Below are 23092 nucleotides of genomic sequence, written 5' to 3' on the forward strand. Positions count from 1 at the left end.
TCAAATCCCTTTCACCGCAAGGTTTTTCCCTTTTCTTCCAAGCTGAATTCAACTTCATTGTGCTTGATCCCAATTTCCAGGTCAATCCTTTCATTTCTATATTTCAACTAAACGAGGCGAAAGTCCCTAAAAAACACAAAAGAAACCAGTACGAAAAACCCGAATATGCGTAATTATGTTATACAAACTAATAGACTAATAGAATTCTCTTCACCCTATAAGACATTCACCCTATGAGTTATTCATCCCATTAACCATTCACCCTAATAAACGTTTAGCATATAAAAAAGAATCCTCCAGGCCTTTTAGCCCTTCAGATTCTCTGTTCTTTTAAGTATATAACTTTTGAGTATTCGGAAAAAGAGTGACTTTGCGGTGGGCAGCAGCGGAGCGAAGGGGTTGAATCTGGAGAAGCGGAAGCGTTCGCCTTTGCAGTGGGATTCTTACCTTTAAATCTCTCATACAATCCGAAGAATCCCACTGCAACAGCGATCGGAAGATCAACCCCTTCGCGGAGCGTCCTTCTCCACCCGAAAACAACTCACTCATTTTCCCCGCTCAAAATACCCTTCTATTTTCCAATCTACACCAACCTGTGTCACGCTCAAATCATGCAATGCCACCGCATCGCTCATCGCAGACACGCCTTCTCCCCCGAGAAATCCCGGGGCTGCACGTCCTCCAACCAGCTTCGGCGCCATATACAGCACCAGCTTGTCTGCCAGCCCTTGCTGCACGAACGAAGCGTTCACCTCGGCTCCGCCTTCCACGAACACCGATGACACCTCCGCTGCCCCCAGAATATCCAACATTTGCGGCAGGTTAACCCGATCGCTGTTTTCATTCTGTGTCGGATATACTTTTACACCCAGCTGTTCCAGCTGGCTTCGCTTGCCTTCATCGTAGGCCCGTCCTGTGAATATCCAGGTCGGAGCCTCCCCATCTGTAATGACACGAGCATCCAATGGAATTCGAAGCTTACTATCCAGAATGATACGAATCGGATTCCGTCCTTCTGGTAGACGAGTCGTAAGCTGAGGATTATCATGAATCACGGTCTGTACACCGACCAGGATTCCTACATGCTCGTGACGAAGACGATGCACATCCTCCCGTGCAGCCTCAGATGTGATCCACTTGCTTTCAGAGGTTCGAGTTGCAATTTTACCGTCCAGCGTTACTGCCGATTTGATCGTAATAAAAGGACACTTGTTCACGATATATTGATTGAACACTTCATTCATACGGATGGATTCCTGCTCACATACGCCGACAATGACCTCAATGCCCGCATCTTTCAAAATCTGTACCCCTCTGCCGGAAACCAGCGGGTTTGGGTCCAGCGCTGCAATCACCACTCGACGAATACCAGCCTTCACAATCGCTTCCGCGCACGGGCCTGTCCGGCCGTGATGGGAACACGGCTCCAGCGTTACGTAAATCGTCGCTCCCTGAGCGTGTTCACCCGCCATACGCAACGCATGAATCTCGGCATGTGGCTCGCCGGGCTTCAGATGAGCGCCGATCCCAACGATACGGCCGTTGTTGACAATGACTGATCCGACGAGCGGATTCGGTTCTGTTTGCCCTTTAGCACTTCTGGCATTTTCCAGTGCCAGGCGCATATATTTTTCGTGAGTGGTCATAGAACCTCCCTGAGATCGGAATCCCGCAAATGGCCGGATCGTTCTACTTTTGTATTCAAATACCGTTCATTATATTGCGACACATCGCCCCAGAGCGGCATACGACCCGCCACATTCATACCCGATTTCTTTAAGGCATCCAGCTTTTTAGGGTTGTTTGTAATCAGAGTTACTGGCTTTTGTCTCAGGTGACGGAGCACACTAATGGCATCTGCATAATTGCGTGTATCATCTTCAAAACCCAATTGATGATTGGCTTCGACGGTATCCATGCCTTCTTCCTGCAGAATATAAGCCATTGCTTTACTAAACAAACCAATTCCGCGGCCTTCATGGTTAGCCAGATAGAATAATGCACCCGTTCCATGTTCCACGATCATTTTCATGGACTGGTGGAGTTGAAATCCGCAATCACAACGCTTGCTACCAAAAATATCTCCAGTATGGCAAATACTATGCATGCGAACTAATGCATTTTCCGACTGCTCGAGATCGCCGTACACCAAAACGCTTGACTGTTGTCCCTCTGCCAAATCCAGTGTGGACAATCGCTTCACAATCGTCTCAGCGGTGGCATTCAGTAAGTCCTGACGATCTTCCTCATCCCGTACAGGCAACCAGCAGTACCACTGAAAAACAACCGTTTCCCCTTCCAAATTAACTGGCAGCTTGATCGGTCCAACCAAAATCGTCGAAGATTGTTCTCCACGAACGGTTTGAATTTTATCGTTAAGTAGCGTAGCTACATCTTTTTGGTTCATCTCTTTGCACCATCCTTTATATAAGCTCTATATAGAAAATGCCTAATTCTTCAAAGGCTAATCGTTATTGTTAGGGTCATAAATTATTGAACTCTGTGTAAGAAATGTTCATGAAACGTGGATTCCATCGTCAGTTGCCGTTCCTGAAGCTCGGTGACAGCCTGCCGTCGTCCGTCTTCGAACGCCTTTAGGTCTCCTGCGGTATAGCTCTTCTGTCGTAAACGAAGAAGCTCACTGGCTAGCACATCGGCATCCTTCAAAGCTGCGTTCAAGCCAAAAGCTCCGGTAGGTGTCATGGTATGCGCCGCATCTCCAATAAGGACCAGTCCGTTCTGCGTCCAGGTGTCACTACGACTGCTGAAAATATCCAACGGTACGAAGTCCTTCCATGAACGAATATGATCATGCACACTATGCTTCAAATCTGGAAAAGCCTCTGTAAACCGTTGTATAAATGGTTCAAAGGATTGCTTAAACAGGGTTGGAAAGCTACCCTCCTCCACATTCCAGCCAATTTGAATATAGCCCTCAGCCTGCGAGAATAAAGCCAATTGTCCTCCGTTGACCCATGCCAGACGAGTGACGGGCTCCCACCCAGCAGGTGCCGTGATTTTCGTCCATAGCAGATCATAGCCGTGTCGAATGTTCGTCACAGGCATCTGCGCCAGCTTGCGCACAGTCGAATAGCGACCATCTGCCCCTACAATCAACGAACTGTGAATCGTGATCTCATGACCGTTCTTATCGCGGGCGATCAAGCCCGTGTAGCCCTGCTCGCTGTTACCTTCCAACGCAGTCACAGTTGTACCCGCCAGGTAACGGAAGGACTCGTAGGTTGACGCCTGTTTGAGCAAAGCCTCCAAAAATCGAGGCTGTGGAATATGAACCCCCACATTACCATCTACTGATACTGGCTTGACCGTCTTCACTCGCCGCTGATGCCCCCAATATTCGATCCTTGTGGAGGCGAGAACATAGTTCTCATGAATTTGTTCGAGCAGCTTATGCCTTTGGATTACTTCCTGACCCTCATCATTCAAGATTTCACCGCGAAAGGCCTTTCCCGCTATGCTCTGCCGCTCAATCAATATCGTGGATACACCCTGCGCCGCCAGTAAACAGGACAACAAAGTCCCTGCGGGTCCCCCTCCAACTACGCACACTTCACATTCCAGCTTCATCCGACTTCCCCCTACGCCCAAACCATCACCATAACGATTAGTTCGTACCTGTTCATTTAATTACATCATTAATAATATCAAAAATAATATCAAATTAAGTTCAAATTTTAAGTATTCATATTTTAAGCTCCGTGTCGAAACTAACAAGTTACTTTATGTAACAAAGTATATTTATATCATTCCATTTCGTCAAGTAATAAATTTATGTAAAGTAAAATCATTTACTTTTAACAGTGAATCGTTAATAATAGGAGCATGAGGTGATCACATGAACATTCCGCAGATGTGTCCACGGTTTGAAAGGGCTATGGAACTACTGAGTAAGCGTTGGACGGTATTGATCGTATTTCAACTAACGAATGGTCCGCAACGTTTCGTCGCTATTGAGAATTCAATTCCTAATTTAAGTGGAAAGGTCCTTTCGGACCGTTTGAAAGAGCTGGAGGAAGAAGGAATCATACAACGTATGGTTTATCCTGAGAAGCCCGTACGGATTGAATACTCTCTTACGGATAAAGGACGCGATTTAGCTCCTTTGTTTGACCATATCGGTACTTGGGCTACACGCTGGATTGAGGTTCTACCAGCACTTGAACAGCAATGATTCTTATTGAAGCAGCTTCACGGCTACCGCTATTGTTCCTAGACTAATATGATAAAAACACAGACTGCTAACATGCCAAAGAACGCCTTTGCTCTAAGTACAATTGTACTCATAGTGCAAGGCGTTCTATTTTTCATATGAAGGAACTTTAAACGTTTCCCTCACCGCTGCGCTGCATCTCCTCACGAATGGATTGCACCCGTTTTTTCCCCCAGTCATACATCATCTCCACAATGGGTAAAATCGTCATCCCCAGCTCGGTCATCGAATACTCCACCTTTGGAGGTACCTCGGGATACACTTCCCGGTGCACAATACCGTCCTCCATCAACTCCCGCAGCTGATTGGTCAGCACTTTATGCGACAGCTTTGGAAACAGCCTTTGCAGGTCACTGAAACGGTGCGGCCCTTCTACGCCCAAATGCCATAAAATAACGACCTTCCACTTTCCGCTTAACACCGACAGGGTCAGTTCCTTTTCGCAGTTATAGTCCCCGTTGACGATCTTCTCCCGTATTTCTTCTCTTAGTGTATCAGACATATATAATTAACTCCTTCTAAATCATCATGGTCTTGCCCTCTAATAGTAACCTTTAGGTAACCTCCGTACTTGAAAGTGCATTCTTCACAGCCTGACGAAGCCATCCTACAATAGTAGATAATGTTACACATTCAAGGAGGAATAAAGTATGAGTAAAAAAGCTCTTTTTATTATACCCCCAGAGCGCTTTAATGAGGATGAATTGTTTAAACCGAAGGAAGCGCTGGAACAAGCAGGCGTTACCGTGATGTTAGCTAGTACAAAAACAGGCGAAATCATCGGTGACTACAACGGTAAAGCAACCGCTAATCTTATTTTTACAGACGCTGTGCTGGCTGATTATGATGTGGTGTCTGTGATCGGCGGCTCAGGAACGAATGACCATCTGTGGAATAACGCGGATCTCCAAGCTGTGCTGAAACAAACCCATGAGCAAAAAACTTTATTGGCTGGCATCTGCGCAGGCTCTGTAGCCGTGGCTCAAACCGGACTACTCTCTGGTAGAACGGCTACATGCTATCCAGTGGATGTACAAAAGGATCAGCTTCAAGTGCATCAAGCCGAATATCTCGCTCAGCATGTCGTTGCGCATAGCGACATTATTACAGCCGATGGCCCAGATGGTGCACAGGAATTCGGCGCAGCCCTCGTTCAAGCTCTGCAATAAGCACATTCTCGAAGTTCCAGATGGCACTTTAAACAGCACTCCAACAAGCCGCATCACGTCCTTTCTATTGTATGGGACCTGATGTGGCTTTTTTGTGTCATTTTCATGCTTAAGTGATTAATTTAATTGTATGGTCCTGGATTTTCGTGTTAGCTTTAAACAATCGACGTTTAGCATAGGAGGCTTATATGCCGTGTTTATGAAAGGCAAAATACATTTACATCAGGTAACGTCCGAATCGTTGCGACTGGGCGCCTTACTATCATTAGTAGGGGGCTTTTTGGACACATATACCTTTGTTGGAAGAGGCGGTGTTTTCGCCAACGCACAGACAGGCAATATCGTGCTGCTGGCTGTCAAAGTCATTCAGGGGCACTGGATTCAGGCGTTATCCTATATCCCGCCCCTGATCGCCTTTTCACTGGGGGTTTTTGTTGCTGAAGGGATTAAAAGAAAATCAACCCACCGTTTAACTCCGGACTGGACCCGCGCAATTCTTTTACTGGAAATTGCGATTTTTTTCATCGTGGGATTGATTCCGCAAGGAGTTCCCAATACGGTAGTGGTGGTGATCGTCTCGTTCGTCGCTTCCGTGCAAATGACTTCCTTCCGCAAGCTCATTGATGTGCCGTACACCTCCACGGTCAGCACCGGTAACCTCCGATCAGCTATCGAGGCTGTGTATGTCGCCGTAACGACCAAGGACACGAACGCTGCCATTCGAGCGATGCGTTATGGTGTCATCCTGGCCGCCTTCTTGGTAGGAGCCTTGCTGGGGGGATTTCTTACTTTGACAATTGGGGATAAAGCCGTTTGGGGCGCTGTTGTTGCACTTATTTTTTCTTTTATTTTATTTACAGAAAAGGAAAAGTGGAAGCTTCCCCTACGCCACTAATCCTCCATTACATCAGCCCTGAACGAACTGGCGCTGGGCCGTTTCAAAGAAATTCAAAAGGTCTTCACGGGACGGGAATGCAGCCTGAGCTGATTGGTTGCTACCGCCCCCCTTACCGTGAAATGCCCCCAGATTCTCTTTCAAAAATGCTCCGCAGCTAACAGACTGGGTGCCGTTATGTGCCAGAAGGATTTTGTTTTCTGCTGTTGTGGCAAATAGAACAAGCAAATCATGCTCAGCTGTCAGCTTGGTAGCCAATTGCTGCATGTCCTGAAGGGATTTTTGTTCGAATACATGAGCAAGAACATGCCCCTGCACAGCAGATAGCAACTCTTTCGCCTGGTACGAAGCATTTTCCTCTTGTAGGAGCTCCACTTGCGCCTTAAGCTGTTTATGCTCCTGCTCCCACTTTTCGAATCGGGTCAAAATATCTTTTCGCCCGGTATTGAACTTCGTAGATAACACGTCCAATATCTGAACACTATCGTTAAAATCCTGGAGTGCGCGAGCGCCACATTTGAAATGGATTCTTGCCATCCCCTTCTGCTTCTCCCATTTTAAGCATTTAATGATCCCAATTTCCCCGGTCTGAGCTACATGTGTGCCACCGCAAGCATTATATTCAATGCCCTCGATCTCGACAATCCGAATATTTTCTGTCACTTTGGGCGTTTTCACAAGCGGAATGTCCTTCAATTGCTCACGGGTTACAAAATAACTTTTTATGCTGCGATTACTATAGATTTGCTGATTTACTTCCTGCTCGATTGCCGATAGCTGCGCAGGCGTTATATCCGAACAGTTCACATCAATCGTGTCATATTCTTGTCCCAGATGAAAGCTTTCCGTACGGGCACCCAACAACTCTAGACAAACCGCTGACAGCAAGTGCTGCCCGCTATGCTGCTGCATATGATCAAATCTGCGCTCCCAATCCAATCGGCAGGCTACTTTCCGATCCTCCGGCAAACGCTCTACCTGATGCCAAATATCCCCTTCTTCGAGAACAACATCTAATACACGGACGCCCTGAATTGTTCCTGTATCACAAGGCTGGCCTCCACCATGCGGATAAAAAGCCGTTTCCTCCAGCGTAACCAAATATTTTCCGTCTCTTTCCATGCTCTGTGTAATATAAGTGTCCCACTCCGTAAGATGCGGAGCAGTGTAGTATAATTTTGTCGTCATTCCAGGTTCCTCACTTTTGGGTTTTTGGTCTCGTGCGATATTCACTTATTATCAAGCACTTCATTGTAAATATCAATGTAGGGAAAAGCTTGAACCATTCTAGCCGCGTGGGTCTCATTCTCGATAATACCAATGTACAATCTATTACTTCGATTCGTACAGCTATGCAGGAAATTAGCGTTTCCGAGAATATGGAACTGTCTGTTCCAGCTATGTTGAAAACCGGGATGAACGCAGACCAGGCCCAAGGGGCCCTCAATGGTATCGCCTTGGAAGTGCGTTCCCTGTTTAACCCAACGAATGACTATCAGAATACGACGATACTTGCCTTCACTTGTATGTTCTCTTTTATGATACTGAATATAAATAGCTTACCTCTGGTCGCTAGACTCCGGGTTTCCAAAAGGCTGGCTGTTGAGTTGCAAAATCCATTCAACATCCTGCTGCGTATGCTTCCTTATACGCTGTTTTCGACGGCTGGCTTAATCTTCTCTCTCGGGATGCTTAAAGTGTTTGGGGGAGGCCGTTTCGAGGCCAATCCGATTTTCTTTATAATTCCAGTTGTCCTGTATGTATTCGGTACCGTTTGTATCAATGTCCTGGTTGCGTGGGGCGCTGCACATCCGGGAATAGCCATCGGCAGAATGGTGATGATACTCATGCCTGCTTTTGTTTTGTCAGGGGCTGTTCTTTCCAGATCACTGTTTCCACCTTTAGCGATTCAAATCGGTGATTTCTTCCCCTTCGTGTGGATGTACAAATTCCTGCGCACCATGGGTCTGCGTGGTGCACCTTTGCAAGAGATGCTTCCCGAACTCGGTTCTCTGTTACTATATGTTGGCGTACTCTCCATGCTGGTTATTGCCAGAGCTCTGTGGGAAAAACAGAAGCTGGCCAAGCAAACTGCGAGTTCTGCTTTTGAAAAGGGATTACCACATCCCGTTGTTCCAGCAAGCTCAACTGGCGGCGGGCTATCTATGCAAGGGGCACCGTCAGCACCTATGCACGAGCCTATAAAAGGATAGGGGCTCGTCTGTAAAATAAAAAAGGGTTAAGTGCCATCTAATGAGCCTTAACCCTTTTTCAATAATCAGGATTTAACAAATCCTCAACAATATGAAATTCTCATTGTTATCAGAATAAAATTCACTTATATGCCCGACCTAATTGATAAGCGTGCCCCAGTAAACCTTCAATGTATTCTTTCGACTCGGACAAAGTATCATAGAAGAACTCCACCTTGGACTCTCTTACTCTTGCGTAACCAGCAATGGCTTTATTCAAATAATTAGTAACCAAATCGTGATATTCATACTTGATCAGATGTTCTTTAGTCCCTCCCGCCAAGCACATCCACAGAACCTGCTTTGTCGTGAACTCCTGAAGTAAACCTATGTTCCACACTTTATCCAGGTACCCTTTTAGCATGGACGGGACACTATACCACCATAGTGGAAACACAAAGACCAGAGCATCCGCAGCCACTATTCTATCCATCTCTTTCCGTGTTTCAGGAGCATATTGTTTATGGGGCGTATTCCAATCCAGCTCATCTGCAGCGCTGTACACCGGATTGTATCCATCCCGATCCAAGTCCAAAATATCTACCTCGTGCTTATTCTCTTTCAATCCCTCTACAAAACGATTCATGACCGCAAGGGTAAGTGAATCTTCTCTAGGATGCGTGACGACCAATAGAACTTTCATGTATCCGTAACCTTCTTTCTCCTCATAATTAGTGAACCCTGTCTACAGATGCTATTATGGATGTTATACATTAAAGTGTGAAGTACGCACTTCAATGTACTGTAGGTACTTTAAGGTTCCTTAGTGCCTTTTGTACTACAGATCAGAGAGGGGGAAAGTCTATGGAAGACAAAGCCAAAACCTATATGCTTGGGATCGAGGCAACTTTGGAGGTCATCAGTGGAAAGTGGAAAGGCATTATCCTGCACCATTTAACCAGCGGCAGAAAACGTACATACGAACTTCGTCAACTCATTCCGAAAATCACCCAAAAAGTGCTCACTCAACAGCTTAGAGAGCTTGAAAAGGATGGAATCATCCACCGCATCATTTATAACCAAGTTCCACCCAAAGTGGAGTACGAGCTTAGTGAATATGGCTGGGATTTTAAAGATTTGCTTGATCGTTTTTGCTTATGGGGAGAAGATCATTTGGATAGGATCTATGGAGATAAAACAAAGGTGCTGGAAGAGTATTCTGTGAAGGAAAAAAACGCCAAACAAGCACCACCTCATTAAGGAGGCGTGCTTGTTTGAAATACTATACCTAAGATGTGCACCTTGTTTATTCACCAGTCTCCGAAAATTTTCGAATACGAGCCCCTAAGGAATTATGAAATGATTAACCATAAATATAAGCCCAGTAGGGTCATAAAAAGTGTAGGAATGGTTAAGACAATGCCTGTCTTAAAATAAGTCCCCCAAGAAATTTTCACGTTTTTCGAACGAAGCACATGCAGCCACAACAACGTGGCTAATGAACCGATCGGAGTTATTTTCGGCCCCAGATCAGAACCAATGACGTTAGCATAAATCAACGCCTCTTTGACCATACCGGTTGTATGGGTGGCATCAATGGCAAGCGCATTAATCATGACCGTAGGCATGTTATTCATGACCGACGAGATAATCGCCGCAATAAAACCCATGCCCATGGTGGCCACAAACATACCTTGGTCGGCAACCGCTTGAATCACATGGGCCAGCAGATCCGTCAAACCGGCATTACGTAGACCATACACCACAACATACATTCCGATAGAGAAAAATACGATGGCCCATGGAGCGCCCTTGATGACTTCTTTCATCGGCACTGCAGGGCTTCTACGCGCCATTAATAAGAAAAGGATAGCAATAATACCAGCCACCATCGAAACGGGAATATTAAAAAATTCGCATGCAAAGTAGCCAACGAACAAAACCGCGAGAACGATCCAGGACATACGGAACATCTTTGGATCTTTAATCGCTTCCGCAGGCCTGATTAATTGTGTCGCATCAAACGTTTTAGGAATCCTTTTGCGAAAAAAAAGATACAGTACCCCTATACTGGCTCCTAAAGAAAATAAATTAGGTACAATCATGCGACTCGCATATTCCATAAAAGTAATCCCAAAGAAATCGGCTGACACAATGTTGACCAAGTTGCTGACCACAAGCGGAAGCGACGTCGTGTCTGAAATAAAACCGCTCGCTATGATAAAAGGAAAAACCATTTTCTCATCCAATTTAAGTGCCCGAACCATCGCCAGTACAATCGGTGTCAGTATTAAGGCCGCACCGTCATTTGCAAAAAAGGCAGAAACAACGGCGCCAAGAATGGTCACATAAACAAACATCCGAGTTCCGCTTCCTCGCGCAGCTCGTGCCATGTGAAGCGCCGCCCATTCGAAAAAGCCGATTTTATCAAGCACCAACGAAATCAGAATAATGGCTACAAAAGCCAGTGTCGCATTCCAGACAATATGAGTAACTTCCCAAACATCATGCAAATCGACTACACCCACCAGCAAGGCAAGTATGGCACCGCCGCAGGCAGACCAGCCGATAGACAGATTTCTAGGCTGCCAGATCACCAACACTAAAGTAGCTAAAAATATAATGCATGCCAACAAAATCAATGTTTTAAACCTCCATTACATTACCTTATAAACATATACTTATATTAAAAACACCGTTTATCCCCAAGGATATAAACGGAACAGCCTTTAGGATGAACAAGCTGAGGAATCCGGTCCACAAAAGGCGATCGGCTCCTCTTTATTCAGCCCTTTAAAAATCTGCTTAGAGTCTGGCATACGCTCAAGAACAGCTTGAATATGCGGCTTATCGTCTACATTTAAGGAATAGTATACCCACTGACTTCGTCGTTCTTCTTTTACAATCCCTTGCGACTTTAATTTTCTCAAATGTTGGCTAATTGCTGGCTGCGACATATCAAAGATATCTACAAATTCGCACACACACCATTCTCTTTCTCTTAGCAGGGAAAGCATGGCCAACCGGGTTTTATCCCCCAGTAGCTTTAAATGATCGGCTACATAACCAAGTTGCTCCAATGTGTGCCCCCCTTCCGCTTATATAACTACATGCTTATATGCTAATGGATTTCAATCTTAATATCAAGAACGATTAATACTTATTCGTTTACCAATTGCAGAATCCAGTCTTTTATATCAACGATTCGCAGTGTTTTGGGGCGTGTATTCGTTCCGGAAATAATTAATGGGACAAGGGAATCCTTTTCATGCAGCGATCCATGAGCACCTCCACCGATGTGGGTGGGAGAACTTTCACCGACGAGTTCATATCCGGGTTGGACCGTGACAACAACATATCTTCCTTCATGGGAATTCATTGCCCCGTGAAGTCTCGCCAAAACGTCTGGATATTTTCCATATTGGATCCGGTTGTTGTTTATCGTAATATCCACAAGGTCCTCTTCGCCCGACAAGGTCCACGATTGTCCATATTCATCGGTCAATTTCCCACCGGGACGATAAGAAAACAGGCCACCATTTTTCCCCTTTGTAACATGAATATGGTTTGTACCATCTTTCATAGCGATAATGTCGAGCTTGTTCTCCTTTTGTAAAGACTTCACCACATCGGATAGCTCTACGTTATCGTTTATTGCATAGATATAGGCCATCCGTTCATTAGCGGCAATCACGATTTGGTCATCACTTCTTACGGGTTGATTTAATTTTGCAATGCGGCAATGACTCAAAAGAGGCCTTAAATCAACAGTTGCTGCCTGTCGATCATCATAAACCGCACTTTGTCCACTGTCACCCATGACAATCCATATCGCATTGTTTATAGCCTGCTCCCACGACCCATATGCGTTCAACACGGTTTGCAGCGCTTGATCCGCTTGTTCGATTCCTTTCAGTTGGGCTGGGCCCTTTCTATGCGCCAAATTATCATTCTCTGGGAAGTATGTGATGGTTACGTCTGGAAGTTTTTTCTGAGTGATTAAAAAAGCGGTATCCTTTGCGGAAAATTCGTTGTTCATCCCAAATTTTTTCCACACAGGAGTATTCCAGCTATTTTTCGGATTCAATTGTGCTAGAGCTGCATAGGATAACCATTTAGGCCCTGTTACTATCATTTTTTCTGGTACTCTACTGCTATTCGCTATGAAGTCAGGCACTTTGAGGGCATGTTTCGTTCTTCCTCTAAAAACAATAGCATTGATGGACGCGGATTCTTTCCCTTTGTCAGCCAATTCCTCATGGATGGTTTTCGTTTTTTTGTTCAGATGAACTTGGTTTAATTGGTAAATGGCATCTAAAAATACTTGCAGTTGGTCTATCTTTAGGGCTTCTTTGGCACCATTTCCGTAGAAAATCATGCGTTTCCTTAAGTCGCTGTACCACACAAGTCCGGGCACATGATGTTGATCTGCATACGTCCCCGTTAATAAGGTACTGTCGATGGTCACAGACATCGTGGGAAATGAACTCACTACATGCGGGAAATATTGCCCTTGATTAAGGAGATATTGCATTGCCGGAGCACGGCCTTCTTGAATTGCTTCTTGCAAAGGCTTATCCATTAAAGAATCAATCAAGATCACAATGACAGGTTTTTTGCCCATTTGATTTACTGTGATAGGTGGCTTCACACTTTGTTGTTTTAGCTGTTGACTGGAGTCCGCTCTACACCCCAAGACCAACAACAATAAACCTAGCACTAGTGCTATGGTAACTTTATTTTTCATGCCCATGTATGTGTCCCTTTCTTAGAAAAACTTGATCCTCTTATTTTTTTCTTGTACTAAAAAAATTATTCCTGCATTGGATCATCGGGACAAAGGTATCTCATACAAGCAATTAAAGATACACCTCCATGAATTTTTTGGATCTAATAGGCCAAATTTAAGATCAAACCATTCAGGGAGGGAACATAACCATGACGACTACAAACATAAACGAATACTCCATGCATTATATGGATTCCGGTGAAGGAATGGCCATCCTATTCATTCACCCTCCAGTACTCACAAGCTTAAATTTCACAAACCAAATCCAAGGACTCTCGCCTCATTTTCGAACTATAGCTTTTGATATCAGAGGACACGGTAAAAGTCAGCCTTCCGAGCAAACGGTTACTTACCCTCTCATTGTCAAGGATATTAAACATTTGATGGACCGGATGAGCCTTGATAAAGTATTTCTGTGTGGATATTCTACCGGAGGCTCGATAGTACTTGAATTCCTCTTGACTTATCCAGATCGGGCATGGGGAGGCATTGTTATCAGTGGAATGTCAGAAGTAAACGAAGGGCGACTAAGAAACAAAATTTCTTTGGGCATTGCTCTTTCCAAAATCGGTGCAGTCGGTACACTTGCCCTTTCTATTGCTTGGTCACAAACGAAACAGCTATCTTTGTTCCGTAAGTTATTCAGCGATGCGAAGCAGGGAAATCCCAGGAATGTCGAGCAATATTATCGATACAGCTTGAAGTACAACTGCACCTCACAGCTCGGGGAAATCCAGCTTCCCGTCCTGCTTGTTTACGGTGAAGAAGATAAGCACTTTCATCCCTATGCCAAAATATTGCATCAACAATTACGAAATAGTGAGCTGGTTTTCCTTAAGAAAGCTGATCATCGCCTTCCTACGAAGGCCGCCGGATCATTGAATGAACTGATCAAGCAGTTTGTAAACCGCTTTAGCCTTTAAGGCACATCCTACGGGGAAAATCGTATACACATCTACTTCCCACTACCGATATTGTATCTTAGTCTGTGTATGACCTTGCATATGAGCTGCTCATCAAAGTGAAAAAAATTATATAATATTTTACACTATGTAAATATACAAATTATGCTAAAGTCATATGTAGTTTAGATGGGATAGGTATGTATTATTCTGCTTCTAAATCTGAAGGGGTGTAAAAATGAAATGCTAAAGCGTATTCAAAATCTTTTCGTTATCCCTAACTACCCGCTATTCATGATCTGTATGTTATTACAAGGTATGGCTATATCCATCAGCGCGCCTTTTTTGGCTGTATATTTTACAAGTACACTTGGCGTATCTGTGGGAACCTTTGGTGTATTTACAGCTGTGACTTTGATTTGTGGCATATGGATAAGCTCTCTGATTGCCAAACGTTCTGATACCGGATTAGATCGCAAACAAATTTTGGTGATTTGTACGTTATTTAATGCCGTAGCCTTTGCAGGATATCTTGTAATCCAAAATTTTTATGTGCTTTTTGTTTATATGACGATCTTTACGGCCATTGGTGCTCCTGGGATGCCGCAGTTATTTGCCAGTGCACGTGAAGCAGTAAATCGCAGTAAATCTGCGGATCACGCCTTTGCTAATTCAACGCTTCGGTCTATGTTTTCTCTTGGCTTTATTACCGGGCCGCTTTTTGGTTCCTTTTTGATTGCACATACGGGCTTTAAGGGTATCTTTATGGGAACGACCTCTATTTTTGTTCTCATTGCTGTGCTTCTATTCTTTTTTATCAAGCAGCCTCCCGCTCAACTTAAACATAACAATCAACTTTCACTTCATCACATTACATTACATAAAAATATTGAGATTCTGATTCCCTTTTCCGTTCTTACTCTGCTCTATACGTCTCACTGGATGAATAATTTGAATATTTCCTTGTTCATCATTCACAATTTACAAGGCGACACGAGTGACGTTGCTCTAGTATCCAGTATTTGCGCAATTGTAGAAATCCCCTTGATGCTCATGCTAGGCGTACTAGCAGCTAAATACTCCAACCGTTTGCTTATATTTTTAGGGGCATTAACAGGAGTTGCCTACTATCTCCTTGTCCTTATGTCTACGGAGATGTGGCAGCTATTCGTGGGGCAGCTTCTTCTAGCCTTTTTTGTTGCAGTGATTTCTGCCATTGGCATTAGTTACATGCAGGATTTGTTGCCCTCTCTTCCAGGGTACGCATCGACGCTATATTCCAATGCGACAACCATCGGAAGACTGGTGGGGAGCTTGATGGGCGGATTAACCGCTCAATGGATGGGTTACCGAAACACCTATTGGGTATGTTTGGCCCTGATCATCTGCTCCCTTGGTCTTCTGGCGATTTCAAAGAAACTAGAGTTTGAAAAATCTGCTACTTTAAAAGAAAGGAATCACAGTATATAGACTGCCGCTTATTTTTCTATGGTGGAGAAATGGCTCATGATTGTATCTGCCGCATGTCTGTACCCACCAGCCTGGCGTAATGATTCGCCGATCACATGAGCCTGCTCTTTATAGGTTGGATGACTCAATACCTCTAATAAGGCAGCTCTCAAACTAGCGGGTGTAAGCTCATTTTTATCCACAACAACACCCGCTCCCAGTTCCTGCACCCGACTAGCTACGATGGGCTGATCCGATGTTAAAGGAATCATGACCTGCGGCACATTGTAATACAGAGCTTCGCTTGTACTGTTCATCCCCGCATGTGTAACAAAAGCATCCACATGCTGGAGCATTTCCAATTGAGGAATATAAGGCTTGATTATAAAATTGTCAGGGATACACGAGGCCAATGGCTCCATGTCTGTATAATTGCCTGAAGACAGCACAAACTGCACAGGCAAATCGCGAAATGCTGCAAAACAAAGCTTATAAAATTCCAAGTCTTTATTCAAAATAGTACCCATTGAAATGTACACCGCCTGTGGATGCAGAACACGAAGTTGTTCGAACGGGAAGGAAGGAGCATCTTTACGCGGTACAATAGAAGGACCTGTAAAAATAAAACTGTGATCCAGTTTTTCGGCTTGCGGTTGAAAATAGCGGCTTGTATAAACAATTCTTAAGTGTCCGCCATGAGGAGCAATCTCTTCTATAGCCGGAGCGTCAACCTGAAGCTCATTAGCTAGTTGATGCGTTATTTGCATCGTAGCCGTGTATAACTTTTTTACCTCCGGATCATTGTCATTCATGCCTTGCCCCGATCCCAATGGCTCTACGAAAGCAAAAGAAGCGATAGAGCATACAGCAGGAATTCCTAGCTTCTCAGCAATAATCGTGCCTCCCCAACCCATCAAAGAATCATAGATTAAATAATCATAGGTTCTGTTTTCAATAACTCTCAAAACCTCTGGAATAATCGGAAGAATCATACCTTTTACCATCATGTATACAAATTGATAATGATGTTTGTATTCTGCTGGCTTTAAATCAGAGTCTTTGGAAAAAGCATCATCCACAAAAGGGTAGGTGATCATCTGTGCTCCTGTCTGTTGAATTCTCGTACGATATTCTTCCGTACACACATAGTCAACATCCTCCCCACTGTCTACCAACCTTTTCACTAATCCTAGTGTCGGATTAACATGGCCTTCAGCAGGCGTGATCACTACTAACACACGTGCCATACGTTACACCTCCAAAATCAAAAATAAATTACAATTTGAAATAAATACACTTTAAACATAGCGAACATTTACCATATAAACAAGTATTTTCAATACCTAAAAATTAAATATGTATCCTCTACTCAAACGATAGAAATAAGCGAGGCTGAACGCTAGAAGCGTTTGCCCCGCTTAACCATTGAACATTAAATTTAAAGACGCCAATCCCAATGATCTGTCCCGCTCAGAACAGCTTCGACGGTGTACTGGCTTGCTTCATCGGCGGTAAGCTGTTTGGCCCAAGGTACACGCCCGCTACTTCCTGCACCTGGCCCAAAGTTGTCAAACTCTCCAAATCTTGCGGTCTGCTCATTGGATTCCTTGCCCCAATTGTTCCAGCCGCCCGGCTTGATATGGTCATCCATATAGGTCTTCAAAAAAATAACATGAGCATAAGGGCGCCATGGCCGTCCAAGATCCACCTTGCCTGTCAAGCCATTTTCTGTTGTCAGGCGACATTGAATAAATACAAAGCCCGGCTTGTTCTCTTCTGTTGAAGCTGCTGTCACATATCCAGCACGCAGGCTGTGTATGATCGAGTTATCAAACACAGCGGGTGCATTGCCAAATATAAAATCTACACTACCACTGATGTAGCTGTCCTTGAAATACTGTCTGCCACGGTTCACAAGCAACGTATCCTGTAGGCCGGTAATTTTGACATTGTGATACTTACCACGATCGCCTTCGGCATATAACGCTACAGCCTGCACCTGCCCGGTTCCTTCTGTATTGGCAACCGTGACATTCTCCAACACAAAATCGGGACTTTGCACACGCATGGTATAGCTGTTGCTTGTTCCTAATTCTTTTCCGTCCACCACCGTTTTGGCCGTATCATCAAAAGCAATGATCGTTTTGTCTCGATCTTCTCCGATAATACTCAGATTTTTTTTGGATGAATTTACCCTTATTTTCTCACGATACGTACCGTTTTTGAGATGGATAACTGTCCTTGTATTGCTATTGTCAGGGACTGCGTCAATAGCTGCCTGGAGAGATGTAAAGTCAGCAGGGCCATAGGTCGCTACCACCACACTAGTGGGATGAGTTCCCCCTGAGTCTGTCAGGTTGCGGATGGTGACATGGCTGAATTCCGACGTATTGTAATTCCATACATCGTTTTGTGGTTTGGATGCATCGCTAGCCAACCCGAATAATAGCGGCTGATTATTCGGCACATCTATAACCGTTTCACCAACCTTCTCCCAGTTCGTCACACCATCTGCGGATACCCAGCCGGTAACCTTTGGTCCTTGTCGTACCAGACGAACCGAATATGGCGTTGCAATAAACGTCTCCATTGACGCACGTTTCGTCTTACCCTCCGTTTGATCACGACTGATAAGAATACCCTGTTTGCCATATTTAACAAATGCTAAAGACATAAAGGCCATTTTTGATCCAGGCTTCAGCGATTCACGAATCATTACACCCGCTTCGGCATTATCATCCACCGGGGTAATTTGTTCCACACGGGCTGTAATTTCAGTGTTATCTTCCCATTTTTGATAAGCATAATGGAAAATATCTGCCTTACCGTCAACGTCTCCCGCTGACTTCAGTCGTATGCTGCTGCCGCTTGCATCTTCTTTTAAGACCTGAGTATGCCCTTTTATATAACCACTGTGGCCCTCAGAGCCAATCTCTTCGCTGAGCCAACTTCCCGACGGCGCAGTCGTATTGACGTGAATGGTAACAGGATTGGAAAATGCAGCATTCCCCTTGCGGTCGGTCACCCGTACAATAATATAATGGGTACCGTCTGTTACATGATTCCAATCGAGATGATAAGGTGCGGTCTCTACTTTACCAACAAGTTTGCCGTCAATGATAAATTCAACGTGAGCAATACCATCTTTGTCCTTGGCTGTTGCTGTTATGGTCGCATCCCGGCCTGCTTCCAAAATATCGTTATGCTTTAGTGAACGTCCGTTTGCATCCGACACCTGAACGACGGCCTCTGGATTATTCACCTCATTTCCATTCGACAGCTTCTCAATAAGATCATTTAAATAGACCTCCAGATTCGTATAACCCTTGGCAAAATGAGCATACGCCCCTGTGCCGGCAAGCCCCTGACCGTTACGATCATCTGCATTATTGGGGTCCAGCCCATGGGCACGTTCCCATTCATCCGGCATTCCATCATGGTCACTGTCAGAAAGCTCCGTCGTCGTTACGTTAGAATCGTCATAAATCCACCCTGCTTCACGCGGAGAGTTAATAAATGCACCCGTTCCATTCTTCACATCATTCATAATTCGGGCGTCCACCGCATCTCTTCTTGGCAGCGTGGCTCCTGAGCCGGCAAGCACCTCCGTATATGCGGTTTGTGCATCTGTCGCTTGATATGGACCGTACGCATCTGGTGAGATTCCGTTGTCGTATTCCCCTCTGACTTCAATCGGCTCCGCCAAACGGGTGGACGGATCAATAATGGACCCAATGGATGTGCCAAGCTGCCAGTTGTCTTTCGTAACCGAGTCATTGCCGTACATATAGTTACCACCAATAAAGATGCGTGTTTTATATTTTTTACTACCCACGTCTACAAAAATTTGACCGCGAACGTCCTCATATGTGTTAGGGCCATACTTATAATAGTTATTTAGCACATTATACGATCCTTCACCACCGCCGTATGAGGAGAAAAATCCCCAGTTATAAATGACATTATTGGTCATTTCCACAGCGTCGATTTGTTTTTTATCGGTTGGAAAACGCGGATTACGGCTTGCATTGTGAGCCAACAAGTTATGATGATAGGTGGAATTTCGTCCACCCCATATGCCGCCATAGCCGTGGCGACCTTTCTGGTGCGTAGTCATTAGCATACTTTCGGACGCAATGGACCATTGTACCGTTGTATTGACGTTGTCATACAAGCTCAGTACCTCATCCACCGACCAGCTAAAGGAACAGTGATCAATCATTATGTTTTTATGGTATCTGGCTCCCAATGCGTCATCCTCACTGGGGTAACGGTCGGTCAATCGGAAACGCAGGTAACGGAGAATGACGTTATCTGCTTCAACCCCTGTTGTGTAATCGCTTACAGTTATACCGTCGCCAGGAGCTGTCTGACCCGCAACCGTCAGGTTGTTTCCCAAGATTTTAAGTGGCTCCTTGAGATGAATCGTTCCACCCACCCGGAATACGACCGTCCGATTATCGGAGCTGACCGCTGCGCGAAAAGATCCGGGTATGATCTGCTCCCCTTTGCCGTAGTCTGCCAGCGTGGTAACCTCATACACTTCACCTCCGCGTCCACCGGTAACATATTTACCGCCACCCTCAGCCCCCGGAAACGCCGGAATATCCGTCGCCACTTTTGCCCCCTTTGCGTTCTCTGTTCCTACCGCAGTCTCCGCTTGGATTAGTGGCGGGCACAAGGTCAACAACAATGAACCCACAACCACGTTACATAGCACCTTTTTCCATGTACGCTGCTTGCTCATATTCTGTTTCCTCCCTAAGATTTTCTTCCACATCAGCGCATATTTTTATAAAAACACGATCCGAGACGTTCAGAAGCGCCTTCACCTCCTTTCATCAATCTTTTCTGCTTTTATCATTGGCAGGTTGTCATATATACTGTTGATGTATGAATGCGCTTACTTATCTTAATTTGTAAAGGAAGAAGCACATGAATGAAGTGAAAGAAGATAAATATGTCATTGGCGAACAACAATTCTCCATTCATCACATCTATCGTACCGGTTTCACAGTTATGCCCCGGCCTCATGTCCACGAGAACTATGAGCTGTATCTCTTACTGCGAGGCGAACGCATCTATTTTATGAATGGCAAGGTATACACCGCTCGCAAGGGGGATCTGATATTCATCCTTCCTCACGACTTGCACTCTACCGCCAGTACGCAATTGCAGGAAACAGAGCGCATTTTGATTCATTTTTCTCCGACGTTTCTCCCACAGCAGGATCATGACATTCTTGACCTGCCGCCATACCAGCAATCCGCGTTACTTCGCTTACCTGCGAGAGAGCAAGTGGAGGTTGAACGTTTATTCCTACAGATGAATACCGAATGCAGGAATAAGCAGCCTCTGCATGACCGTTGCGTACAGCATTTACTGCTGGAAATGCTTATCCTGGTGCACCGATCGGAAGCAATCGAGCGTAGTGAACCTGTCTCCTCTCATCCCATGCATCAGAAAATCACGGAAATTTCTTCTTTTATTCAGGATCATTACAATAAACCGTTAACTCTCGAACAAGTGGCTGCCTGCTTTTTCATTAGTCCAGCTTACCTAAGCCGTATCTTTCTAAAGTTGACTGGTTTTCATTTCAGCGAATACATCCGCGTAGTGCGGGTCAGGGCGGCCCAAACCAGACTTCGAACCACCAAAGACAAAATCCAGCATATTGCAGAGGATGTCGGGTTCGGTCATGCTTCCCACTTTAATAAAATCTTCAAAAAAATAACTGGGCTCTCTCCTCTTCAGTACCGCAAGCAGGTTCGGTAGATATTCAGTGTAAAGAATTAAACGCCAATTTTATACCTCCGCTCTTGTCTTGTTTTTCCATTTTTATATCCACTTGCTCTTTCATGGAACTTAAGACAAGCCAAAAAACCATACTTCGCTGCAATGCGTGCACCGAAGTATGGCTTTTACATAGTCATTCTCCATCTTTAAAATTATAAATTACTCTTTCTATGACTTTTATTGCAATGCTTTAATATCCTGAATCAGCATTTCAACATTTTCTTTCTTCGTAGCCCAACTGGTACAGAATCGAACTGCACTATGTGTATCATCAACCTTTTCCCAAAAGGAGTAAGTATATTTTTCACTCAATGCTTTTAGTATAGAATCTGGTAAAATAGGAAACTGCTGATTGGTTGTAGAACGGTATTGAAAAGAAAAACCTTGCTCAGATAATCCGTTTTGAAGCAGCATGGCCATGTCTATCGCATGTTTGGATATTTCAAAATATAATCCGTCTTCAAACAAGGTTTCGAACTGAATGCCCAACATTCTCCCCTTCGCCAGCAGTCCTCCCTTTTGCTTGATCATATATCTGAAGTCTTTTTTTAATGTATCATTTAGGATGACTACCGCTTCTCCCATCAAAGCTCCAACTTTTGTCCCGCCAATATAAAGTACATCGCAAAGCTGTGCTAGATCTGCTAAAGATGCATCGCTATCTTCGGCCACCAAGCCATAGCCTAATCTGGCTCCATCTATGAACAATGGTAAACCACATTCTTGACAGACTCTACTTAATGCTTCCAGCTCTGATTTGCTATAGATCGTTCCATTTTCAGTAGGTTGGGAAATATAAACCATCCCGGGCTGTACACTATGTTCCGGAGCGGCATCATTCCAGTGAGCGTCATACAAATCTTGTACCTGTTCGGCCCGGATCTTCCCATCTCCGCTTGGCAAAGTAAGTATTTTATGTCCAGTAGCTTCAATCGCTCCGGTTTCATGAACGGCCACATGTCCAGAAACTGCCGCAACGACGCCTTGATGCGGACGCAGAATAGAAGAAATGACAGTCGTATTGGTCTGTGTACCTCCAACCAAAAAGTGTACATCCGCATTTGGGGAGTCACATGCTTCTTTAATATATGCTCTGGCTTTTTCACAATGATCGTCCACACCATAACCTGGAGTTTGTTCATCATTAGTCTCCAGTAGTCGCTTTAATATGCGTTCATGAGCACCTTCGGTATAGTCGCATTCAAATCGTATCATTCTGTATCCTCTCCAAATCATCCAATTTCTTCTGAATTAACAACATAGAAGCATGTAATTCTTTTATCTCTTCTTCTGAAAGTCCTTGAACTAATTTTAGAATTTGTTCATCAGACCTTTCATTCAGTTGGTTAAAGAACGCCTTTCCTTTAGGAGTCAAACGAATCAGATTTGTTCTATTATCCAACGTTGAATTTTCCTTAACAAGAAAGCCCTCTTTGCAAAATTTAGCAATGATCCTACTCATATAGCTGCGATCAATTTTAAGAGATTCGACTAGAGTATTCGCTATACATGGCTCGATCAACCCGATCTCTATAATGACACGGGCCTCGGTAAAGGAATATCCGCTATCCAGCACATGTCTATCCAAAACACCCAGTATATTCGTATAGAACCGATTAAAACGCCTCATATCCGCTATGATATTAGCATCTATATTGACCATAACTCC

General features: G+C 44.5%; 21 protein-coding genes. 8 read left to right on the forward strand and 13 right to left on the reverse strand.

The annotated features are described in order from the left end of the window. Positions 1 to 545: 545 nt before the first annotated feature. From ribD to MKY35_RS22420, 3 genes are all read right to left on the reverse strand, one after another. Complete coding sequence (gene ribD / locus MKY35_RS22410; RefSeq protein ID WP_342444858.1) at positions 546 to 1646, reverse strand: bifunctional diaminohydroxyphosphoribosylaminopyrimidine deaminase/5-amino-6-(5-phosphoribosylamino)uracil reductase RibD; 1101 nt, start codon at positions 1644 to 1646, stop codon at positions 546 to 548. Then, positions 1643 to 2407 carry a GTP cyclohydrolase II gene (locus MKY35_RS22415; RefSeq protein WP_029519329.1) on the reverse strand — a complete coding sequence of 255 codons (765 nt, stop codon included), beginning with the start codon at positions 2405 to 2407 and terminating at the stop codon, positions 1643 to 1645. Before MKY35_RS22415 ends, ribD begins: the two co-directional genes overlap by 4 nt. 83 nt (positions 2408 to 2490) lie before the next feature. Beyond that, entirely contained in the window at positions 2491 to 3588 is a 1098-nt protein-coding gene (locus MKY35_RS22420; protein WP_342444859.1) for an FAD-dependent monooxygenase, read from the reverse strand. 268 nt (positions 3589 to 3856) lie between these two features. On the opposite strand from MKY35_RS22420, the gene MKY35_RS22425 reads away from it, so the two are divergent. Beyond that, on the forward strand, positions 3857 to 4192 hold the full coding sequence (locus tag MKY35_RS22425; RefSeq protein ID WP_250240434.1) for a helix-turn-helix domain-containing protein: 336 nt from the start codon (positions 3857 to 3859) through the stop codon (positions 4190 to 4192). Positions 4193 to 4340: 148 nt separating this feature from the next. Here MKY35_RS22425 and MKY35_RS22430 read toward each other — a convergent pair whose 3' ends face one another. Next, on the reverse strand, positions 4341 to 4733 hold the full coding sequence (locus MKY35_RS22430; RefSeq protein ID WP_165149506.1) for a helix-turn-helix domain-containing protein: 393 nt from the start codon (positions 4731 to 4733) through the stop codon (positions 4341 to 4343). 148 nt (positions 4734 to 4881) lie between these two features. Between MKY35_RS22430 and MKY35_RS22435 the strand changes: the two genes are divergently transcribed. Next, the gene (locus MKY35_RS22435) at positions 4882 to 5400 is read left to right on the forward strand and encodes a DJ-1/PfpI family protein (RefSeq protein WP_340956930.1); all 519 of its coding nucleotides are present in this window, start codon (positions 4882 to 4884) and stop codon (positions 5398 to 5400) included. Between the two features lie 193 nt (positions 5401 to 5593). Then, the gene (locus MKY35_RS22440; RefSeq protein WP_029519333.1) at positions 5594 to 6295 is read left to right on the forward strand and encodes a YoaK family protein; all 702 of its coding nucleotides are present in this window, start codon (positions 5594 to 5596) and stop codon (positions 6293 to 6295) included. Between the two features lie 12 nt (positions 6296 to 6307). On the opposite strand, the gene MKY35_RS22445 is transcribed toward MKY35_RS22440, so the two are convergent. Next, positions 6308 to 7483, reverse strand: coding sequence for a DHHA1 domain-containing protein (locus MKY35_RS22445; protein WP_342444860.1), 1176 nt, complete (start codon positions 7481 to 7483; stop codon positions 6308 to 6310). Positions 7484 to 7515: 32 nt separating this feature from the next. Here MKY35_RS22445 and MKY35_RS22450 point away from each other — a divergent pair, with 32 nt between their 5' ends. After that, complete coding sequence (locus MKY35_RS22450) at positions 7516 to 8508, forward strand: ABC transporter permease (RefSeq protein WP_342444861.1); 993 nt, start codon at positions 7516 to 7518, stop codon at positions 8506 to 8508. Between the two features lie 121 nt (positions 8509 to 8629). Here MKY35_RS22450 and MKY35_RS22455 read toward each other — a convergent pair whose 3' ends face one another. After that, complete coding sequence (locus MKY35_RS22455; RefSeq protein WP_342444862.1) at positions 8630 to 9190, reverse strand: NAD(P)H oxidoreductase; 561 nt, start codon at positions 9188 to 9190, stop codon at positions 8630 to 8632. A 161-nt stretch (positions 9191 to 9351) separates the two neighbouring features. Between MKY35_RS22455 and MKY35_RS22460 the strand changes: the two genes are divergently transcribed. Further along, positions 9352 to 9747 carry a helix-turn-helix domain-containing protein gene (locus MKY35_RS22460; protein ID WP_342444863.1) on the forward strand — a complete coding sequence of 132 codons (396 nt, stop codon included), beginning with the start codon at positions 9352 to 9354 and terminating at the stop codon, positions 9745 to 9747. Positions 9748 to 9839: 92 nt separating this feature from the next. On the opposite strand, the gene MKY35_RS22465 is transcribed toward MKY35_RS22460, so the two are convergent. The 3 genes from MKY35_RS22465 to MKY35_RS22475 form a co-directional block, all read right to left on the reverse strand. Beyond that, complete coding sequence (locus MKY35_RS22465; RefSeq protein ID WP_342444864.1) at positions 9840 to 11129, reverse strand: arsenic transporter; 1290 nt, start codon at positions 11127 to 11129, stop codon at positions 9840 to 9842. 87 nt (positions 11130 to 11216) lie between these two features. Further along, on the reverse strand, positions 11217 to 11567 hold the full coding sequence (locus MKY35_RS22470) for a metalloregulator ArsR/SmtB family transcription factor (protein ID WP_039273885.1): 351 nt from the start codon (positions 11565 to 11567) through the stop codon (positions 11217 to 11219). An 80-nt stretch (positions 11568 to 11647) separates the two neighbouring features. Then, positions 11648 to 13240, reverse strand: coding sequence for an alkaline phosphatase family protein (locus MKY35_RS22475; protein WP_342444865.1), 1593 nt, complete (start codon positions 13238 to 13240; stop codon positions 11648 to 11650). A gap of 185 nt (positions 13241 to 13425) precedes the next feature. On the opposite strand from MKY35_RS22475, the gene MKY35_RS22480 reads away from it, so the two are divergent. Further along, positions 13426 to 14199 (forward strand): alpha/beta hydrolase, encoded by a 774-nt coding sequence (locus MKY35_RS22480; protein ID WP_342444866.1) that lies wholly within the window; start codon positions 13426 to 13428, stop codon positions 14197 to 14199. A 222-nt stretch (positions 14200 to 14421) separates the two neighbouring features. Then, positions 14422 to 15648: a sugar efflux transporter gene (locus tag MKY35_RS22485; RefSeq protein ID WP_342444867.1), complete on the forward strand. Its 1227-nt coding sequence runs from the start codon at positions 14422 to 14424 to the stop codon at positions 15646 to 15648. An 8-nt stretch (positions 15649 to 15656) separates the two neighbouring features. Here the strand turns inward: MKY35_RS22485 and MKY35_RS22490 are convergent, their stop codons facing one another. Together MKY35_RS22490 and MKY35_RS22495 are read right to left on the reverse strand one after the other, a co-directional pair. Beyond that, positions 15657 to 16874, reverse strand: a complete 1218-nt coding sequence (locus tag MKY35_RS22490) for a macrolide family glycosyltransferase (protein WP_342444868.1) — start codon at positions 16872 to 16874, stop codon at positions 15657 to 15659. A 191-nt stretch (positions 16875 to 17065) separates the two neighbouring features. Then, positions 17066 to 20374, reverse strand: coding sequence for a pectinesterase family protein (locus MKY35_RS22495; protein WP_342444869.1), 3309 nt, complete (start codon positions 20372 to 20374; stop codon positions 17066 to 17068). A gap of 188 nt (positions 20375 to 20562) precedes the next feature. Here MKY35_RS22495 and MKY35_RS22500 point away from each other — a divergent pair, with 188 nt between their 5' ends. After that, entirely contained in the window at positions 20563 to 21402 is an 840-nt protein-coding gene (locus tag MKY35_RS22500; protein WP_342444870.1) for an AraC family transcriptional regulator, read from the forward strand. A 198-nt stretch (positions 21403 to 21600) separates the two neighbouring features. Here the strand turns inward: MKY35_RS22500 and MKY35_RS22505 are convergent, their stop codons facing one another. Together MKY35_RS22505 and MKY35_RS22510 are read right to left on the reverse strand one after the other, a co-directional pair. Continuing rightward, the gene (locus MKY35_RS22505; RefSeq protein WP_342444871.1) at positions 21601 to 22638 is read right to left on the reverse strand and encodes a low specificity L-threonine aldolase; all 1038 of its coding nucleotides are present in this window, start codon (positions 22636 to 22638) and stop codon (positions 21601 to 21603) included. Continuing rightward, positions 22625 to 23086, reverse strand: a complete 462-nt coding sequence (locus tag MKY35_RS22510; protein ID WP_322252803.1) for a MarR family winged helix-turn-helix transcriptional regulator — start codon at positions 23084 to 23086, stop codon at positions 22625 to 22627. The genes MKY35_RS22505 and MKY35_RS22510 overlap by 14 nt, the downstream gene beginning before the upstream one ends. Between the last annotated feature and the right edge of the window lie 6 nt (positions 23087 to 23092).

The organism is Paenibacillus sp. FSL L8-0638, assembly GCF_038593075.1.
Lineage (GTDB): Bacteria > Bacillota > Bacilli > Paenibacillales > Paenibacillaceae > Paenibacillus > Paenibacillus polymyxa_D.

Coding starts and splice junctions, on each gene's coding strand:
- MKY35_RS22420 (WP_342444859.1), bottom strand. CDS start 3,588: ATGAAGCTGGAATGTGAAGTGTGCGTAGTTGGAGGGGGACCCGCAGGG.
- MKY35_RS22480 (WP_342444866.1), top strand. CDS start 13,426: ATGACGACTACAAACATAAACGAATACTCCATGCATTATATGGATTCC.
- MKY35_RS22500 (WP_342444870.1), top strand. CDS start 20,563: ATGAATGAAGTGAAAGAAGATAAATATGTCATTGGCGAACAACAATTC.
- MKY35_RS22445 (WP_342444860.1), bottom strand. CDS start 7,483: ATGACGACAAAATTATACTACACTGCTCCGCATCTTACGGAGTGGGAC.
- MKY35_RS22430 (WP_165149506.1), bottom strand. CDS start 4,733: ATGTCTGATACACTAAGAGAAGAAATACGGGAGAAGATCGTCAACGGG.
- MKY35_RS22415 (WP_029519329.1), bottom strand. CDS start 2,407: ATGAACCAAAAAGATGTAGCTACGCTACTTAACGATAAAATTCAAACC.
- MKY35_RS22460 (WP_342444863.1), top strand. CDS start 9,352: ATGGAAGACAAAGCCAAAACCTATATGCTTGGGATCGAGGCAACTTTG.
- MKY35_RS22455 (WP_342444862.1), bottom strand. CDS start 9,190: ATGAAAGTTCTATTGGTCGTCACGCATCCTAGAGAAGATTCACTTACC.
- MKY35_RS22510 (WP_322252803.1), bottom strand. CDS start 23,086: ATGGTCAATATAGATGCTAATATCATAGCGGATATGAGGCGTTTTAAT.
- MKY35_RS22475 (WP_342444865.1), bottom strand. CDS start 13,240: ATGGGCATGAAAAATAAAGTTACCATAGCACTAGTGCTAGGTTTATTG.
- ribD (WP_342444858.1), bottom strand. CDS start 1,646: ATGACCACTCACGAAAAATATATGCGCCTGGCACTGGAAAATGCCAGA.
- MKY35_RS22425 (WP_250240434.1), top strand. CDS start 3,857: ATGAACATTCCGCAGATGTGTCCACGGTTTGAAAGGGCTATGGAACTA.
- MKY35_RS22490 (WP_342444868.1), bottom strand. CDS start 16,874: ATGGCACGTGTGTTAGTAGTGATCACGCCTGCTGAAGGCCATGTTAAT.
- MKY35_RS22495 (WP_342444869.1), bottom strand. CDS start 20,374: ATGAGCAAGCAGCGTACATGGAAAAAGGTGCTATGTAACGTGGTTGTG.
- MKY35_RS22435 (WP_340956930.1), top strand. CDS start 4,882: ATGAGTAAAAAAGCTCTTTTTATTATACCCCCAGAGCGCTTTAATGAG.
- MKY35_RS22505 (WP_342444871.1), bottom strand. CDS start 22,638: ATGATACGATTTGAATGCGACTATACCGAAGGTGCTCATGAACGCATA.
- MKY35_RS22485 (WP_342444867.1), top strand. CDS start 14,422: ATGCTAAAGCGTATTCAAAATCTTTTCGTTATCCCTAACTACCCGCTA.